Origin of the sequence: Micromonospora sp. NPDC057141 (assembly GCF_042670805.1) — a bacterium.
GTDB lineage: Bacteria > Actinomycetota > Actinomycetes > Mycobacteriales > Micromonosporaceae > Micromonospora.
In genome coordinates this window covers 1-15,666 of record NZ_JBHUVA010000052.1, presented here as the reverse complement: position 1 = coordinate 15,666, position 15,666 = coordinate 1, and the positions used below count along the sequence as shown (strand labels likewise).

Genomic DNA, 15,666 nt, shown 5'->3' with positions numbered 1-15,666 from the left:
CGGAGCCGAGGAGGCTCAGCCCTTGACCGCCCCGGCGGTGAGGCCGGAGACGATGTACCGCTGGAGGAGCTGGAAGACCAGCACGGTGGGGATGGCGGTGAGCAGGGTGCCCGCCGCGAACATCCCGAAGTTGTTGTTGCGTTCGCCGGCGACCAGCCCGAACATGCCGACCGCGAGGGTCTTCGACTCGGTGTTGGTCAGGAACACGTTGGCGATCATGAACTCGTTGATCGTGCCGATGAACGACAGCAGGGCGGTCACCGCCAGGATCGGCGCCACCAGGGGCAGCATGATCCGGAAGAAGACCTGGGCGTGCGACGCGCCGTCCATCGTGGCGGACTCGTCCAGTTCCCGGGGCAGCGTGTCGAAGAAGCCCTTCATCAGCCAGGTGTTCACGCCCAGCGCGCCGCCCATGTAGAGCAGGAACAGGCCCCACGGGGTGTTGAAGCCGATCGCCGGCCACAGGTCGGTGACCGTGGTGAAGATCAGGAAGATCGCCACGATCGCCAGGAACTGCGGGAACATCTGGATCAGCAGCAGGGTGAGCAGCCCGACCCGGCGGCCGGCGAAGCGCATCCGGGAGAACGCGTACGCCGCCAGCGAGGACAGGAAGATGGACACGAGGCTGGCCAGCCCGGCGATCAGCAGCGAGTTGACGAACCAGTGCCCGAACGCCGTGTCGGCGAACAGGTTGGCGAAGTTCTCGCCCGACACCCCGCCGGTCGGCACGAGCGCGGTCGAGGAGAGGGTGCCGAGCGGGTTGAGCGCCGCCGAGAGCACGAACAGGATCGGGAAGAGGCTGAACGCCACGGCCAGCACCCCGACGACGTGCCGCCAGCCGACCTGGGCCAGCCAGCGGTTGCGCCGCCGGGCGGCGGCGGTGCGGTGGGCGGCCGGGGTGTGCGCGTAGGTGGTCACGAGTAGACCTCCTCCTGCTTGCGGGTGTTGCGGAAGCTGATCGCCGACACCGTCGCCACGATCGCGAAGATGAAGATCGACACCGCCGCCGCCGTGCCGAACTCCGCGCCCTGCGCGCCGAAGGCCAGCCGGTACGTGTAGGTGATCAGCAGGTCGGTCGCTCCGTTGCGCGGGTTGTCCGCCGGGAACGGGCCGCCCTCGGTGGTCAGCCAGATCGCGTTGATGTTGTTGAAGTTGAACGCGAACGACGCGATCAGCAGCGGGGAGAGCGCGACGAGCAGCAGCGGCAGGGTGACCGCGCGGAACGACTGCCAGGGCGACGCCCCGTCGACGGAGGTGGCCTCGGTCAGCTCCTTGGGGATGGCCTGGAGGGCGCCGGTGGCGACCAGGAACATGTACGGGTAGCCCAGCCAGAGCTGCACCAGCAGCACCGCCGCCCGCGCCGACCAGTCCTGGCCGAACCAGTCGACGCCGAGGCCGAACAGGTTGTTGATCAGGCCGAAGTCGGTGTTGAACATATCCCGCCAGACCAGCAGCATCGCGAACGACGGCATGGCGTACGGGAGGATCAGCAGCACCCGGTAGAGGTTGGTGCCGCGCATCCGGGGCGAGTGCAGGGCCAGCGCGATGGCCATGCCGAGCAGGAAGGTGAACCCGGTGGAGCCGATCGCGAAGGCGAAGTTCCACAGCAGGGTGCCGAAGAACGGCCCGGAGATGTTCGGGTCGGTGAGCACCCGGGTGAAGTTCTCCAGCCCGACGTTGACCTTCCAGCCCTGGGCGAGGCGCTCGCCGTCGGCGGCGACGAACGATCCGGTCGCCTCGTCGGCCGTCCAGGTCCGGCCGCTCTCGCTGTCGGTGACGCAGTCGCATCCGGCGTCGTACACCCGGATCGCCCGGCCCTCGTAGGCGCGGGACAGGCCGGAGGAGCGCAGCGCGCCCCCGGCGGTCGGCACCACCAGGTCGGTGATCTCCTGGCTGCGGGCGCTGGCCTGGCCGAAGTTGAGCACGGTGTAGCCGTCGGCGGCCGTCACCTTGCCGCCCGGGGCGACGGTGACGTCGGCGGCGTCGAGCCGGCGCAGCCCGTCGGCGTCCCCGGCGGAGACGGTGCCGGTGGCCGGGTCGGTGACCAGGAAGACCAGCGCCCCGGTGGCGGGGTCGCCCGCGGTGGCGATCGACAGGGCGTACTCGGTGGAGCCTGGGACCTGCTGCACCGAGGAGCTCTGGATCGCCACGATGGCGTCGTCCTTGCTGCCCCGGTGGCCGTCGCCGAAGTTCGTGAAGGCGGTGCTGGCGGTGTAGAGCACCGGGAAGACCTGGAAGGCGAGCAGGAAGAGCGTGCCGGGGACCAGGTACTTGGCGGGGATGTGCCGGGGGGTGAGGTAGAGGTAGAACAGGCCGGCGGTGGTTGCCGCGAGCAGGGTCAGCCCGACCCACTTCCCGGCCTCGACGAGCGGGAAGGCCGCCCAGATCGCGATCCCGGCCACGAGGCCGAGCAGGATCACCTTGACGACGAGGCCGGTCGCGGTGATCGGCGCGTGGTGCCGCGCGGTGCGGGCGGTGCCCGGGAGCCCGGGGCCGACGGGCCCCCGGCCCGGGGTCCGCGTGGACCCCGGGCCGGACAGCTTCGTGCTCATTACTTGATCTGGCCGGAGATCGTCTTGCCGGCCGCGGTGATCGTCTTGGCCGGGTCGGCGCCGCCGATGATCGCGGCCTCGGCCTTGCCGAACGGGTCCCAGATCGCGGCCATGGCCGGGATCGCGGGGAGCACCTGGCCGTTCTTGCCGGCCTCGGTGAACTTGGCCAGGTCCGGATCGCTGCCCTTGACCTGGTCGAGGGCGGCGGTCAGCGCCGGCGGGCGCGGCTCGGCGTTGTACAGGGCCACGGCCAGTTCCGGCTTGGTGGTGTAGTTCGCCACGAACTCCTGGGCCAGGGCCTTGTTCTTGCCCTTGGCGGCCACGTAGAACGCCTGGACGCCCACGAACGGCTGCGCTTCCTTGCCGCCGGCGAAGCCGGGGACCGGGGAGATGTCGTACGCGATGTTGGCCTTCTTGGCGTCGGCGATGGCCCACGGCCCGGAGACGAGGTAGGCGCACTTCTTGCCGGTGAAGGTGGCGATCGAGTTCTCGCCGGTGATGGAACGCTTGAGCGCCCCCTCGCCCTTCTCGCCGAGCTTGGCGATCTTCTGGAACGCGGCGATCGACTCCGGCTTGCCCACGCCCAGGTCCTTCGGGTCGTAGTCGCCGTTGGCGGTGGTGCCGAAGAGGTAGCCGCCGGCCGAGGTGTACAGCGGGTAGATGTGGTACGCGTCGCCGTTCTGGCCGGACTGGAGGCAGAGGATCTCGCTGGCCTTCTTGTCGGCCTTGAGCTTCTTGCCGGAGGCGACCAGTTCCTCGATCGTCTTCGGGGCCTCGGGGGCCAGCTCGGTGTTGCGGATCAGCGCCAGGTTCTCCATGGCGTACGGCACGCCGTAGAGCTGCCCGTTGAAGGTGACGGCCTTGACGGCGGTCTCGTTGAAGCCGCTCTTCTGGTCGGCGGCGAGCTGCACCGGGTCGATGGCGCCGTTCTGGACGAGGTTGCCGATCCAGTCGTGCGCGCCGACGACGACGTCGGGGCCGCTGCCCTGCTGGGAGGCGGTGACGAAGGTGGTCTGCAGGTCCTTGGAGACGGCCTGGACCTCGACGGTCACGCCGTTCTCCTGGCCGAACTTGTCGGCGAACGGCTTCAGGGCGGCGGTGCGCTTGTCGTCGGCCCAGATCACCAGCTTCCCGCCGGTGGCGCCGGCGGACTCCTTCGCGGCCGGCGTGCTGCTGTCGTCGTCGCTGCCACCGCAGCCGGAGGCGGCCAGCGCCAGGCCGAGGACGGCGACCACACCCGCGGTACGGATGCGCATCGGTACTCCTGTCGTCATGGCGATCCGCCGGGGGAAGGGCGGCCCGCCAGTGGGAACCTCTGTAAGTTCTTGCCAACCGGCGCCGAGGGTGCTGCGCCGCTGCTCTCGCATGTTGCGGGGACGTTAGCAAGAGGTTGCAGACAATGGAAGGGCTTGCAGAAAGGTACGCAAGAACTTGCCCGTGAGCTAAAGTGCCGCCATGCGCGCTCGACTGTCCGACATCGCCCAACAGGCCGAAGTCAGCGAGGCCACGGTGTCGCGGGTGCTCAACGACCGCCCCGGCGTGGCCCCGGAGACCCGGCAGGCCGTCCTGACCGCCCTCGACGTCCTCGGCTACGAGCGCCCGGCCCGGCTGCGCAAACGCAGCGCCGGCCTGGTCGGCCTGGTGGTGCCGGAGCTGGACAACCCGATCTTCCCCGCGTTCGCCCAGGTGATCGAGTCGACTCTGGCCCAGAGCGGGTTCACCCCGGTGCTGTGCACCCAGACCCCGGGCGGGGTCACCGAGGACGAGTACGTCGAGATGCTGCTCGACCGCCAGGTCTCCGGGATCGTCTTCGTCTCCGGCCTGCACGCCGACACCGCCGCCAACCACGACCGGTACCGCGCGCTGATCGCCCGGCCGCTGCCCGTCGTCATGATCAACGGGTACGTCCCCGGGATCGCCGCGCCCTTCGTCTCCTGCGACGACCGCGAGGCGACCGAGCTGGCCGTCGCCCACCTGGTCGCCCTCGGGCACCGGCGGATCGGGCTGATCACCGGCCCGGACCGGTTCGTCCCCGTGCGGCGGCGGGTGGCCGGCTGGCGGGCCGCCATGGAGCGCCTGGCGGGCCTGCCCGAGGCCGAGCTGGGCGAGCTGGCCGAGCTGACCCTGTTCGGCGTGGAGGGCGGCGAGGCCGCCGCGGGGCGGCTGCTGGAGCGCGGGGTGACCGGCGTGGTCTGCGGCTCCGACCTGATGGCCCTCGGCGCGATCCGGGCCGCCCGCCAGCGCGGCCTGTCCGTCCCCGGCGACCTGTCGGTGGTCGGGTACGACGACTCGCCGCTGATGGCCTTCACCGACCCGCCGCTGACCACCATGCGCCAGCCGGTGGCCGCCATGGCGGTGGCCGCCGTCCGGGCCCTGGTCGACGAGATCAACGGGCACGCCGCCCCGCACTCGGAATACCTGTTCCAGCCCGAGCTGGTGGTGCGCGGCTCCACCGCGGTCGTCCGGCCGCCGGCCGCCGGCCGCCGCCTTGGCCAGGAGCCCCGGGTAGCCACCGGCATTTCTTGCGCAAGTCCTGCTTGACTCTTGCAGCTGCGGGGCGGCATTCTGCTCTGACCACCCGGTGACACACCGCCGTGCCACGCACCCCACGCCGTCCCGCGCCAGAGAACGGGGATCGCCACCCATGACCGTCAGCACCCCCACGCCGCTGACCTCCGACGACGACTGGTGGCGCTCCGCGGTCGTCTACCAGGTCTACGTCCGCAGCTTCGCCGACTCCGACGGCGACGGCGTCGGCGACCTGCGGGGCATCCGCGAGCGGCTGCCGTACCTGCGCGACCTCGGGGTCGACGCGCTCTGGCTGACCCCCTTCTACACCTCGCCGATGGTCGACGGCGGCTACGACGTGGCCGATTACCGCGACGTCGACCCCATGTTCGGCGCCCTCACCGACTTCGACCGCATGATCGCCGATGCGCACGCGCTCGGCCTGCGGATCATCGTCGACATCGTGCCCAACCACACCTCCAGCGCGCACCCGTGGTTCGTCGCCGCGCTCGCCGCCGCCCCCGGCTCCCCGGAGCGGGCCCGCTACCTGTTCGCCGAGGGCCGGGGCGAACACGGCGAGCTGCCGCCGAACGACTGGGAGAGCATCTTCGGCGGGCCGGCCTGGACCCGGGTCCCCGACGGCCAGTGGTATCTGCACCTGTTCGATCCGGCCCAGCCCGACCTCAACTGGCGGCACCCCGAGGTCCGCGCCGAGTTCGAGGGCGTGCTGCGCTTCTGGCTCGACCGGGGCGTCGACGGGTTCCGCATCGACGTGGCCCACGGCATGATCAAGGCAGAGGGGCTGCCGGACGTCGGCTTCAGCAGCATGACCACCGGCCGTCGCCAGGTGGAACTGCTCGGCAAGGGCCGGCTGCCGTACTTCGACCAGGACGAGGTCCACGAGATCTACCGGGCCTGGCGGCCGATCCTGGACAGCTACCCCGGCGGTCGGATGGCCGTGGCCGAGGCGTGGGCCGAGACGCCGCAGCGGCTGGCCCGCTACATCGGGCCCGACGAGTTGCACCAGGCGTTCAGCTTCGACTTCCTCGACGCCACCTGGTCGGCCGACTCGTTCCGCAAGGTGATCGACACCGCGCTGGCCGAGGCGACCATCGTCGGCGCGCCGACCACCTGGGTGCTGTCCAACCACGACAAGCAGCGGCACGTCACCCGCTACGGCGACGGCGAGGTCGGCCTGCGCCGGGCCCGCGCGGCCAGCCTGCTGATGCTCGCCCTGCCCGGCTGCGCCTACCTCTACCAGGGCGAGGAGCTGGGCCTGCCGGAGGTGCTCGACCTGCCCGACGAGCTGCGCCAGGACCCGTCGTTCCTGCGCACCGGCGAGAGCCGGGACGGCTGCCGGGTGCCGATCCCGTGGAGCGGCGAGCTGGCCCCGTACGGTTTCGGGCCGGCCGGCAGCGAGCTGAGCTGGCTGCCGGCCCCCGCGACCTGGGCCGCCCTCTCGGTCGCCGCCCAGGCCGGCGCGCCCGGCTCGACCCTGGAGCTCTACCGCGCGGCGCTGCGGGCCCGGCGCACCCACCCGGCGCTCGCCCGCGACGCCGACGGCGTGACCTGGCTGGAGACGACCGGCCCCGGCGTGCTGGCGTTCCGCCGCACCGGCGGCGGCGCGGAGCTGACCTGCGTGGTCAACCTCAGCGACGCGCCGGTCCTGATCGACGGGTACGGCCAGCCGGTCGTGGCCAGCGCGGACCTGACCGGGCAGGGCGCCGGGCACGTCCTGCCGGTCGACGCCGCCGCCTGGTTCGACCGGCGCTGAGCCGGGGTACGGCCCGCTGTGGACCCCTGGTCGTCCGTCGTGCCCCGCGCCGACGGGCGGCCGGGCAGTCGGCCCCTTGTGGTGGGGGGTGTTCGGCCCCTTGTGGTGGGGGGTGAGGTGGCATCGGCGCCCCGTGGAGTTCGCTCCGCGGGGCGCCGACGTCCATCCGGACGTCGGTAGGTGTCCTCGATCACCGTCCACCCGGGAAGTTCCGGGGCCCTGGGCGACTTCCTGCATCCAGAAGCACCAATCACAGGGACAGGAGCCGGAACAATGGACACCGCATTCGACGCCGTCACCGTCGGCCGCCACACCCTCCGCAACCGGGTGGTCATGGCGCCCATGACGCGCAGCCGGGCGCACGGGCCGGCGGCCACCCCGACGGAGCTGATGGCCACCTACTACGCCCAGCGCGCCGGCGCCGGGCTGATCGTCACGGAGGGCGTGCAGCCCTCGGCGGTCGGCCAGGGCTACCTGAACACCCCCGGCCTGCACAGCGCCGATCAGGTCACCGGCTGGCGGCAGGTGACCGACGCGGTGCACGCGCGGGGCGGCGTGATCTTCGCGCAGCTCATGCACGTCGGGCGGATCGCCCACCCGGACAACGCCGCCCACGGCTTGGCCCCGGTCGGCGCGTCCGCCGTGCCGGCGGCCGGGACGATCTTCACCCCGACCGGACCGCAGGAGTTCCCGACCCCGCAGCCGCTGGACGCCGAGGGAGTCCGGGCCACCGTCGCGGACTTCGTGGCGGCGGCCCGCAACGCCGTCGACGCGGGCTTCGACGGGGTGGAACTGCACGGGGCGAACGGCTATCTGCTGCACCAGTTCCTGTCCACCAACGCCAACCGCCGCGACGACGAATACGGCGGCGACACGGCCGGGCGCATCCGGCTCGTGGTCGAGGTGGCCACCGCCGTGGCGGAGGCGATCGGCGCCGACCGGGTCGGGCTGCGGATCTCGCCGGCCAACCCGTTCAACGACATCGTCGAGGACGGCCACCGCGAGACGTACCTGGCCCTGGTCGACGCGCTGAACCCCCTCGGGCTGGTGTACCTGCACGTGGCCGAGGGGGCGGACACCGAGTTCACGCCCGTGCTGCGCGAGCGGTGGTCCGGGGCGCTGATCCTCAACCCGTACACCCCGGGGGCCTGGACCGGGCCGGAGGCGCTGAAGCTGGTCGAGAGCGGCGGGGCCGACCTGATCTCGTACGGCGCGCTGTTCCTCGCCAACCCGGACCTGCCCCGGCGGCTGGCCGAAGGCGGCCCGTTCAACACCCCCGACTACACCACCGCGTACGGCGGGGGGCACGCGGGTTACACCGACTACCCGGCGCTGCCCGAGCAGGGCTGACCCGGCACCCGGGCGCGTCACCGGCCCAACGGGGACGCGCCCGGGACCGGCCCGGGGAGAATCGCGGCATGGCCTATCTGTTCCTGGTGCTCGCGATCGCGTCCGAGGTGGTCGGGACGAGCCTGCTCAAGTCGACGCAGGGATTCACCCGGCTGTGGCCGACGCTCGGGCTGGCGGTGGCGTACCTGGCGGCGTTCGGGCTGCTCTCGCTCGCGGTGCGGGACATCCCGGTCGGCGTCGCGTACGCGATGTGGTCCGGGCTGGGCACGGCGGCGATCGTCGCGGTCGGGGCGGCCTTCCTCGGCGAGCCGCTCAGCGTGGCCAAGGTCGTCGGCGTGGCGCTCGTCATCGCCGGGGTGGTCGTGCTCAACCTGGGCGGTACGCACTGAGCGGCGGGTCTGCGGGTGGGCCGCCGGACCGGGACGGCGGCCGGGGTCAGCGGCCCTTCTCGGTGAGCAGGGTGGCGATGCGGGCGAAGCCGGCGCGCAGCTCGGCCTCGGCGGGGGCGGGGCGGGGCCCGGTCGGCTCGGCGGCGGCCTCCAGCTCGTCGTCGATGACGTCGTCGAAGTCGCCGTAGAGGTCGGACGCCTCGATCCGGGCCGCCTCGTCGGAGGCGGCGATCCGGGCGGCGGCGATCTCGCCGCGGATCTCGTCGGGCGACAGGGCGGGCACCAGGGGCTCCACCACGGCCATGAGCTGCTCCTCGGCCACCACCGACTCGGCGAGGGCCAGCGCGTGCGGGCGCTCGTAGGGGCCGCAGACCACCGGCTCCCACTCGTCGGCGTCGTCGAGCGGGCCGAACGTGATGATCCACGGCAGGCCGAGCATCGGCGAGTCGTCCGGCAGGTCCAACGTCACGAGTGCGCCCACGCGCTCATCATGGCCGGTCCTCACGTTCACGCGTGAGGCATTTGCCCCAATTAGCCCGCTGTTCGCGTTGGTCATCCCGCTCCCCCGGGCGTGCCCGGACCGGTGTCGGCGTCGAGGTCGGCCGGCGCCGCCCCCTCGGCCAGGTCCACCACCCGGCCGTACGGGCTGGTGGCGGCGAGCGCCGCGCCGAACAGGACGAGCTGGTTGAGCAGGTAGAGGTAGAGCAGCAGGCCGACCGCGCCCGCCACCACCGTGTACGCCGGGTTCCGCTCGGTGCGCACCACGTAGAACCGCCCGACCGTGTTCAGCAGGGTGATGCCCACCGCGACGGCGAACACCACCGGGCGCAGCCGGCGGCGGCTCATCCGCAGCCGGGGCACCGCGACCAGCAGGGCGGCGGCCAGCACCGCGTTGACCAGCACGCTGAGCACCGCGCTGACCACGGTCAGCCCCACCGAGCCGGTGCTGCGCAGCAGGAAGCGCAGCAGCGACTCCAGCGCGTCCACGGCGGCCACCGACACGCCGAGCAGGACGAACACCCCCACCAGCACGCCCAGGTCGACCAGCCGGCGCACCACCAGGTTGCCGGGCTGCTGGTTGAGCCCGTACATCAGCCGCTGCGACGAGCGGATCGCCTCCACCCAGCCGATCCCGGTGAAGACCAGGATGACCAGGCCCACCACCCCGACGGTGTTGCTGCTCTGGGCGATCTGCGCCGGATCGAGAAAGGGCAGGTTCTCCTTGAGGAAGCCCGCCGCCGCGTCGCTGACCTCGTCGCTCTCCTCCAGGATCGCCCCGAAGATCGAGTACGCGACCAGGGCGAGCGCGAAGACCGCGAAGAAGCCGTAGTAGGCGATCGCCGCCGCCAGCCGCCCGCCGAGCACCTCGGCGTAGAGGTTGCCGGCCCGCCACAGGTGGTCGAAGGTCCGCGACCGGCGGCGCGCGGCGCTCACCCGCCGGTCGATGCCGGCCTCGATCCGCCCGAAGACCTCCACGCCGTCATCCTCGCCGATCCGTCGCCCGCACGGGAGAGCGTCGCCGGCTCAGGACACGCCGAGCAGGAAGTCCCGGCGCGGCTGCCACCGGGTCTGGCCGCTGTGCGAGAAGAGGGTGAACGAGTCGACCTCGAACATCGCCGAGAAGTCGGCCAGGTCCTCGTACGCCCGGTCCAGCGCCTCCGGCGCGACGTCCTGCGCCACCGTGACGTGCGGGTGGTAGGGGAAGCGTAACTCCCGGTGCAGCTCGGGGGCCGAGTTGATGGCGGCGGCGAGCAGCTCGCACTCGCTGATCCCGGCGGCCACCGCCACGAACACCACCTGCGTCACCGGGCGGAACGTGCCGGTGCCCCGCAGGTGCAGGGTGAACGGCAGGTGCGTGGCGGCCACCCCGGCGAGGTGCCGCTCGACCGCCGGCAGCGCCGCCGCCGGGATCTCGGTGGGCCCGAGCAGCGTCACGTGCGCGGGGACCACGAGGGGGTCGCCGGCCTCGACCCGCCGCCGGGTGAGCATGCCGCCCCACGGCTCCGGGATGTCCACCGCGATCCCGATCTGGATGGTGTCGCCGGCCTGCGGCGCCCCGTCCCTGCGATCCACGCTCCGCGCCACCCCTCCGGCCACCGACATCTGCCCGTCCCCACCCGCACCCGTCGCGCCGGGGCTGTCAGCCGAAGCGGACCGGCGGGAGGAACCCGACCCGCTCGTACGTCTCGCGCAGCGTCACCGAGGCGACCGCGCGGGCCTTCTCCGCGCCGGCCGCGAGCAGCTTGTCGAGCTGCGCCGGGTCGTCGAGGAAGGCCCGGGTGCGCTCCTGGATCGGCGTGACGAACTCCCGGACCACCTCGCCCAGGTCCTTCTTCAGGTCGCCGTAGCCCCGGCCCGCGTACGCGGCCACCAGGTCGTCGATGCTCCGGCCGGTCAGCGCGGAGTAGATGGTGAGGAGGTTGGACACGCCCGGCTTGGTCCCGGCGTCGAAGACGATCTCCCGGCCGGTGTCGGTGACCGCCGAGCGGATCTTCTTGGCCGAGCGGGCCGGATCCTCCAGCAGGTCGATGATGCCGGTCGGCGAGGACGACGACTTCGACATCTTGGCCGTCGGGTCCTGGAGGTCGGTGATCTTCGCGGTGTCCTTGACGATGTGCGGCGCGGGGACGACGAACGTCTTGCCGAACTGCGAGTTGAACCGCTGCGCCAGGTCGCGGGAGAGCTCCAGGTGCTGGCGCTGGTCCTCGCCGACCGGGACGGCGTGCGCCTGGTAGAGCAGGATGTCGGCGGCCTGGAGGATCGGGTACGTGAACAGGCCGACGCTGGAGCGGTCGCTGCCCTGCTTCTGCGACTTGTCCTTGAACTGGGTCATCCGGCTGGCCTCGCCGAAGCCGGTGAGGCAGCCGAGCACCCAGGCCAGCTGCGGGTGCTCGGGCACCTGCGACTGGACGAACAGCGTGCTGCGCTCCGGGTCCAGGCCGACGGCGAAGAGCTGCGCGGCGGCCACCCGGGTGCGCTGCCGCAGCACCTTCGGGTCGTGCCCGGCCGTGATGGCGTGCAGGTCGACCACGCAGTAGAAGGCGTCGTGGGTGTCCTGCAACGCCACCCAGTGCCGCACCGCGCCCAGGTAGTTGCCGAGGTGGAACGAGTCGGCCGTCGGCTGGATGCCGGAGAACACTCGGGGGCGGGCGGGTACGTCGGACATGCCGGCAATTCTGTCAGCAACCCCCGGCGTACGTCATGACGGGCCGGCGGGTCGGCTCTCCGCCGCCGCCAGCGGGCCGGTGACCTCGCGTCGCGGCTCGGGCAGGCGCACCGCGGCGACCGCGAGCCGGGACACCCGGCGGCCCTCCAGCGCGAGCACCCGCAGCAGCCATCCGCCGGGCGGGTCGTCCGGGTCCCGGCCCCCGCCGTCCGCCGTCGGCGGCGGCACCGGCACCTCGTCGCCGACCGCCGGCAGCCGGCCCAGCGCGGCCATCACGTACCCGCCGGCCGTCTCGTACGGGCCGGCGGCCAGCCGCACCCCGGTGCGCTCGGCGAAGTCGGCGAGGTTGAGCCGGCCGTCGACCACGGCGGGCAGCCCGGTCGGCGCCGGCTCGGGGTCGCCGTCGTGCTCGTCGTGGATCTCGCCGACCAGCTCCTCGATCAGGTCCTCGCAGGTGACGATGCCGGCGGTGCCGCCGTACTCGTCGACCACCACCGCCAGGTGGTGCCCCTCGCGGCGCATCTCGGTCAGCGCGGCGAGCACCCGCTTGCTGCCGGGCAGCCGCTTGACCTCCCGGGCCAGCTCGCCGACGGTGGTGCCCGGGTCGAGGTCGGGGCGCAGCAGCACGTCGCGCAGGTGCACGAAGCCGACCACGTCGTCGTGGGTGCCGTCGACGACCGGGTACCGGCGGTGCGTCTCGGCCCGCACCAGCCGCTCCGCCTCGGCGACGGTCGTCCCGACCGACAGGAACACGACCTCGGTGCGGGGCATCATCACCTCGCGGACCAGGCTCGCCCCGGCGACCAGCACCTCGTCGATGATCCGCCGCTCGTCGGCGTCGAGGACGGTGCTGGCGGCGACCAGGTCGCGCAGCTCGGCCTCGCTGATCCGTTCCCGGCCGGCGGCGGGGCTGGCCCCGAGCAGGTCGGTGACCAGCCGGGTCGCGCCGTCGGCGGCCCGGACCACCAGCCGGGCGACGGCGCAGGCCAGGGGCCCCGGTTCGCGTCGGGCCCGCCCCGCCGGTCGCCGGCGGAGCCCGGGACCGCCCGCTTCCCGCATGACAACTCATCGTAGGGCCCGGAACGGATTGGCACAGGGCCGTCCACCCAGAGCGACGGTGTGCGTATCTGTTCATTCGTGAGAGGTTGTGGTGGAATAGCGGCTAGGCGACGCGGAGCGCGGCCACAGCCGGCCGCCGTAGGGTGAGCGCGGACGGCCGCGGCGAGGCGCGGCCAGGCAGGAGGACCCCGACGTGAAACTGCTCGTCACCGGCGGCGCCGGCTACATCGGCAGCGTGGTGACCCGGATGCTGCTCGACGCCGGCCACGAGGTGGTCGTCCTCGACGACCTGCGCACCGGGCACCGCGAGGCGCTCGCCCCGGACGCCACCTGGGTCGACGCGCCGATCCACGACGCGGCCCGGGTGCTCACCTCCGAGGCGGGCTTCGACGGGGTGCTGCACTTCGCCGCCCTCATCGCCGCCGGCGAGTCCATGGTCAGGCCGGAGCTCTACTGGCAGACCAACACCGTCGGCTCACTCGCCCTGATCGACGCCGTCCGGGCCGCCCGGGTGCCCCGGATGGTCTTCTCCTCCACCGCCGCCGTCTACGGCAACCCGACCGAGCTACCCATCCCGGAGACCGCCGTCAAGGCCCCCACCAACACGTACGGGGCCACGAAGCTGGCCGTGGACATGGCGCTCACCTCCGAGGCGATCGGGCACGAGCTGGCCGCCGTGTCCCTGCGCTACTTCAACGTCGCCGGGGCGTACCTGCGCGGCGACGTCGCCATCGGCGAACGGCACGACCCGGAGACCCACCTCATCCCGATCGCCCTCGACGTCGCCGCCGGCCGGCGGGAGAAGCTCCAGCTCTTCGGCGACGACTACCCCACTGTCGACGGCACCTGCGTGCGCGACTACATCCACGTCGAGGACCTGGCCCGCGCCCACCTGCTGGCCCTCACCGCCGCCGTGCCCGGCCGGCACCGCGTCTACAACCTCGGCAACGGCGCCGGGTTCACCAACCGGCAGGTCGTCGACGTGGTCCGCGAGGTCACCGGCCGGCCGCTGCCGGTCGAGGTGGCCCCGCGCCGCGAGGGCGACCCGGCCGAGCTGGTCGCCTCCTCCGCCCTGGCCCGCGCCGAGCTGGGCTGGGTGCCCGAGAAGCCGACCCTGCACGACATGGTCGGCGACGCCTGGGCCTTCTACCGCACGCACATCCTGGAGCGTCCGTGACCGACCCCGTGCCCGCCGGCCCCGCCTCTCCCCCGCCGGCCGGTGCCGCTTCTGCCGCGCCGGCCGGGGAGGTCGCCGACCGGGCCTCCGCCGGCTTCCGTCGCCGCTACGGCACCCCCGCCGCCGGCCGCTGGGCGGCACCCGGCCGGGTCAACCTGATCGGCGAGCACACCGACTACAACGACGGCTTCGTGCTGCCGTTCGCGCTGCCGCTGCGTACCGTCGTCGCCGCCGCCCCCCGCGACGGCGACCGCTGGACGGTCTGGTCGGAGCTCACCGACGACGAGGTCGAGTTCGGGGCCGACGAGGTGGCCGCGCCCGGCCGGGTCACCGGCTGGGCCGCGTACGTCGCCGGGGTGGTGTGGGCGCTGCGCGAGGCCGGCCACCCCGTGCCCGGCGCACGGCTCGCCATCGCCTCCGACGTGCCGCTCGGCTCCGGGCTGTCCTCCTCGGCCGCGCTGGAGGCCGCCGTGCTGGCCGCCCTCGTCGACCTCGGCGGGCTGGACCTGCCGGCCGAGGCTCGGCCCCGGCTCGCCCAGCGCGCCGAGAACGCCTACGTCGGAGCGCCCACCGGGATCATGGACCAGTCCGCGGCGATCCGCTGCCGCGCCGGCCACGCCCTCTTCCTCGACTGCCGCACCGAGGCCGTCGAGCACATCCCGTTCGACCTGGCCCCCGCCGGGCTGGCCGTGTTGGTGATCGACAGCCGGGCCCCACACCGACACGCCGACGGCGAGTACGCCTCCCGCCGCGCCGCCTGCGAGAAGGCCGCCGGGCTGCTCGGGGTGCCCGCCCTGCGCGACGTGGCCGCCGACGACCTCGCCGACGCCCTCGCCCGGCTCGACGACGACGAGACCCGCCGCCGGGTCCGGCACGTCGTCACCGAGGACCAGCGGGTGCTCGACGCCGTGGCGCTGCTGCGCGCCGGCCGGGTCCGCGACATCGGGCCGCTGCTGACCGCCTCGCACGCGTCGATGCGCGACGACTTCGAGATCACCGTGCCGGAGGTCGACACGGCGGTCGAGGCGGCGCTCGCCGCCGGGGCGTACGGGGCCCGGATGACCGGCGGCGGCTTCGGCGGCTGCGTCCTCGCCCTGGTCGACGCCGACCGCGCCGACGCGGTGGCCGACGCCGTCACGGCCCGGTACGCCGAGCGCGGCTTCCGCGCCCCCGGCTTCCACCTGGCCACCCCGGCCCCCGGTGCCCACCGCTTGTAGGGAAGGGCCCCTTGTTAACGCTTTCTGTATAGCAAGGGGCCCCTGTCAACAACGCTGGGCGGGCGTGCGGCGGATCCCGGTGAGGGGGCCGCAGGAGGCAGGGGGCGCCGGAGGCAGGGGGGCGCCGGAGCGTCAGGCGGCCTCGACGATCATGCCCGCGCCGACGGTGCGGTTGGTGGCCTCGTCGATGATCACGAAGCCGCCCGTGGTGCGGTTGCGCCGGTATTCGTCCGCCAGCAGCGGGATCGTCGTGCGCAGCCGCACCCGGCCGATCTCGTTGAGCTTCAGCTCGGTGGCGGTTTCGTCGCGGTGTAGGGAGTTGATGTCGAGGCGGTAGTGCAGGCCCCGCACGATCGCCCGCGCCGAGCGGGTGGTGTGCTTGATGGCGTAACGGCCGCCGACGGTCAGGGGGCGGGTCTCGTCCATCCAGCAGACCATCGCCTCGATGTCCTGCGCCACGGTCGGGGCGTTGTG

General features: G+C 73.1%; 14 protein-coding genes and 1 pseudogene. 6 read left to right on the top strand and 9 right to left on the bottom strand.

The window, feature by feature from the left end; translation table 11 throughout:
• Nucleotides 1-15: 15 nt before the first annotated feature.
• From ACFT41_RS22510 to ACFT41_RS22500, 3 genes are read right to left on the bottom strand one after another with little or no spacing between them, the layout of a single operon-like run.
• On the bottom strand, nt 16-918 hold the full coding sequence (locus tag ACFT41_RS22510) for a sugar ABC transporter permease (RefSeq protein ID WP_377588760.1): 903 nt from the start codon (nt 916-918) through the stop codon (nt 16-18).
• Entirely contained in the window at nt 915-2,552 is a 1,638-nt protein-coding gene (locus tag ACFT41_RS22505) for an ABC transporter permease subunit (protein ID WP_377588759.1), read from the bottom strand. Before ACFT41_RS22505 ends, ACFT41_RS22510 begins: the two co-directional genes overlap by 4 nt.
• Complete coding sequence (locus ACFT41_RS22500; protein ID WP_377588758.1) at nt 2,552-3,808, bottom strand: extracellular solute-binding protein; 1,257 nt, start codon at nt 3,806-3,808, stop codon at nt 2,552-2,554. Before ACFT41_RS22500 ends, ACFT41_RS22505 begins: the two co-directional genes overlap by 1 nt.
• Before the next feature lie 199 nt (nt 3,809-4,007).
• On the opposite strand from ACFT41_RS22500, the gene ACFT41_RS22495 reads away from it, so the two are divergent.
• The 4 genes from ACFT41_RS22495 (at nt 4,008) to ACFT41_RS22480 (ending at nt 8,573) form a co-directional block, all read left to right on the top strand.
• Nucleotides 4,008-5,093, top strand: a complete 1,086-nt coding sequence (locus ACFT41_RS22495; protein WP_377588757.1) for a LacI family DNA-binding transcriptional regulator — start codon at nt 4,008-4,010, stop codon at nt 5,091-5,093.
• A 103-nt stretch (nt 5,094-5,196) separates the two neighbouring features.
• Nucleotides 5,197-6,834, top strand: a complete 1,638-nt coding sequence (locus tag ACFT41_RS22490) for a glycoside hydrolase family 13 protein (RefSeq protein WP_377588756.1) — start codon at nt 5,197-5,199, stop codon at nt 6,832-6,834.
• A 273-nt stretch (nt 6,835-7,107) separates the two neighbouring features.
• A complete protein-coding gene (locus ACFT41_RS22485; protein ID WP_377588755.1) occupies nt 7,108-8,184 on the top strand; it encodes an alkene reductase in 1,077 nt (358 codons plus the stop codon).
• 68 nt (nt 8,185-8,252) lie between these two features.
• Nucleotides 8,253-8,573, top strand: coding sequence for a DMT family transporter (locus tag ACFT41_RS22480; protein WP_377588754.1), 321 nt, complete (start codon nt 8,253-8,255; stop codon nt 8,571-8,573).
• 46 nt (nt 8,574-8,619) lie between these two features.
• On the opposite strand, the gene ACFT41_RS22475 is transcribed toward ACFT41_RS22480, so the two are convergent.
• From ACFT41_RS22475 to ACFT41_RS22455, 5 genes are all read right to left on the bottom strand, one after another.
• Nucleotides 8,620-9,054 carry a hypothetical protein gene (locus tag ACFT41_RS22475; protein ID WP_377588753.1) on the bottom strand — a complete coding sequence of 145 codons (435 nt, stop codon included), beginning with the start codon at nt 9,052-9,054 and terminating at the stop codon, nt 8,620-8,622.
• 71 nt (nt 9,055-9,125) lie between these two features.
• On the bottom strand, nt 9,126-10,049 hold the full coding sequence (locus tag ACFT41_RS22470) for a YhjD/YihY/BrkB family envelope integrity protein (RefSeq protein WP_377588752.1): 924 nt from the start codon (nt 10,047-10,049) through the stop codon (nt 9,126-9,128).
• Between the two features lie 48 nt (nt 10,050-10,097).
• The gene (locus tag ACFT41_RS22465) at nt 10,098-10,676 is read right to left on the bottom strand and encodes a 2'-5' RNA ligase family protein (RefSeq protein WP_377588751.1); all 579 of its coding nucleotides are present in this window, start codon (nt 10,674-10,676) and stop codon (nt 10,098-10,100) included.
• Nucleotides 10,677-10,713: 37 nt separating this feature from the next.
• A complete protein-coding gene (gene trpS / locus ACFT41_RS22460) occupies nt 10,714-11,739 on the bottom strand; it encodes a tryptophan--tRNA ligase (protein ID WP_377588750.1) in 1,026 nt (341 codons plus the stop codon).
• A gap of 33 nt (nt 11,740-11,772) precedes the next feature.
• Complete coding sequence (locus tag ACFT41_RS22455) at nt 11,773-12,798, bottom strand: hemolysin family protein (RefSeq protein ID WP_377588749.1); 1,026 nt, start codon at nt 12,796-12,798, stop codon at nt 11,773-11,775.
• Nucleotides 12,799-12,991: 193 nt separating this feature from the next.
• Between ACFT41_RS22455 and galE the strand changes: the two genes are divergently transcribed.
• Nucleotides 12,992-13,975: a UDP-glucose 4-epimerase GalE gene (gene galE / locus ACFT41_RS22450; RefSeq protein ID WP_377588748.1), complete on the top strand. Its 984-nt coding sequence runs from the start codon at nt 12,992-12,994 to the stop codon at nt 13,973-13,975.
• Nucleotides 13,972-15,192, top strand: a complete 1,221-nt coding sequence (galK, locus tag ACFT41_RS22445; protein ID WP_377588747.1) for a galactokinase — start codon at nt 13,972-13,974, stop codon at nt 15,190-15,192. Before galE ends, galK begins: the two co-directional genes overlap by 4 nt.
• 132 nt (nt 15,193-15,324) lie before the next feature.
• Here the strand turns inward: galK and ACFT41_RS22440 are convergent.
• Nucleotides 15,325-15,666 (bottom strand): annotated as a pseudogene (locus ACFT41_RS22440) (sulfate adenylyltransferase); the annotation flags it as partial.

Bases quoted from the DNA above. Each gene is read 5' to 3' on its own strand.
- ACFT41_RS22505 (WP_377588759.1), bottom strand. From the start codon at position 2,552: ATGAGCACGAAGCTGTCCGGCCCGGGGTCCACGCGGACCCCGGGCCGG.
- ACFT41_RS22500 (WP_377588758.1), bottom strand. From the start codon at position 3,808: ATGCGCATCCGTACCGCGGGTGTGGTCGCCGTCCTCGGCCTGGCGCTG.
- ACFT41_RS22495 (WP_377588757.1), top strand. From the start codon at position 4,008: ATGCGCGCTCGACTGTCCGACATCGCCCAACAGGCCGAAGTCAGCGAG.
- ACFT41_RS22490 (WP_377588756.1), top strand. From the start codon at position 5,197: ATGACCGTCAGCACCCCCACGCCGCTGACCTCCGACGACGACTGGTGG.
- ACFT41_RS22485 (WP_377588755.1), top strand. From the start codon at position 7,108: ATGGACACCGCATTCGACGCCGTCACCGTCGGCCGCCACACCCTCCGC.
- ACFT41_RS22480 (WP_377588754.1), top strand. From the start codon at position 8,253: ATGGCCTATCTGTTCCTGGTGCTCGCGATCGCGTCCGAGGTGGTCGGG.
- ACFT41_RS22465 (WP_377588751.1), bottom strand. From the start codon at position 10,676: ATGTCGGTGGCCGGAGGGGTGGCGCGGAGCGTGGATCGCAGGGACGGG.
- trpS (WP_377588750.1), bottom strand. From the start codon at position 11,739: ATGTCCGACGTACCCGCCCGCCCCCGAGTGTTCTCCGGCATCCAGCCG.
- ACFT41_RS22455 (WP_377588749.1), bottom strand. From the start codon at position 12,798: ATGCGGGAAGCGGGCGGTCCCGGGCTCCGCCGGCGACCGGCGGGGCGG.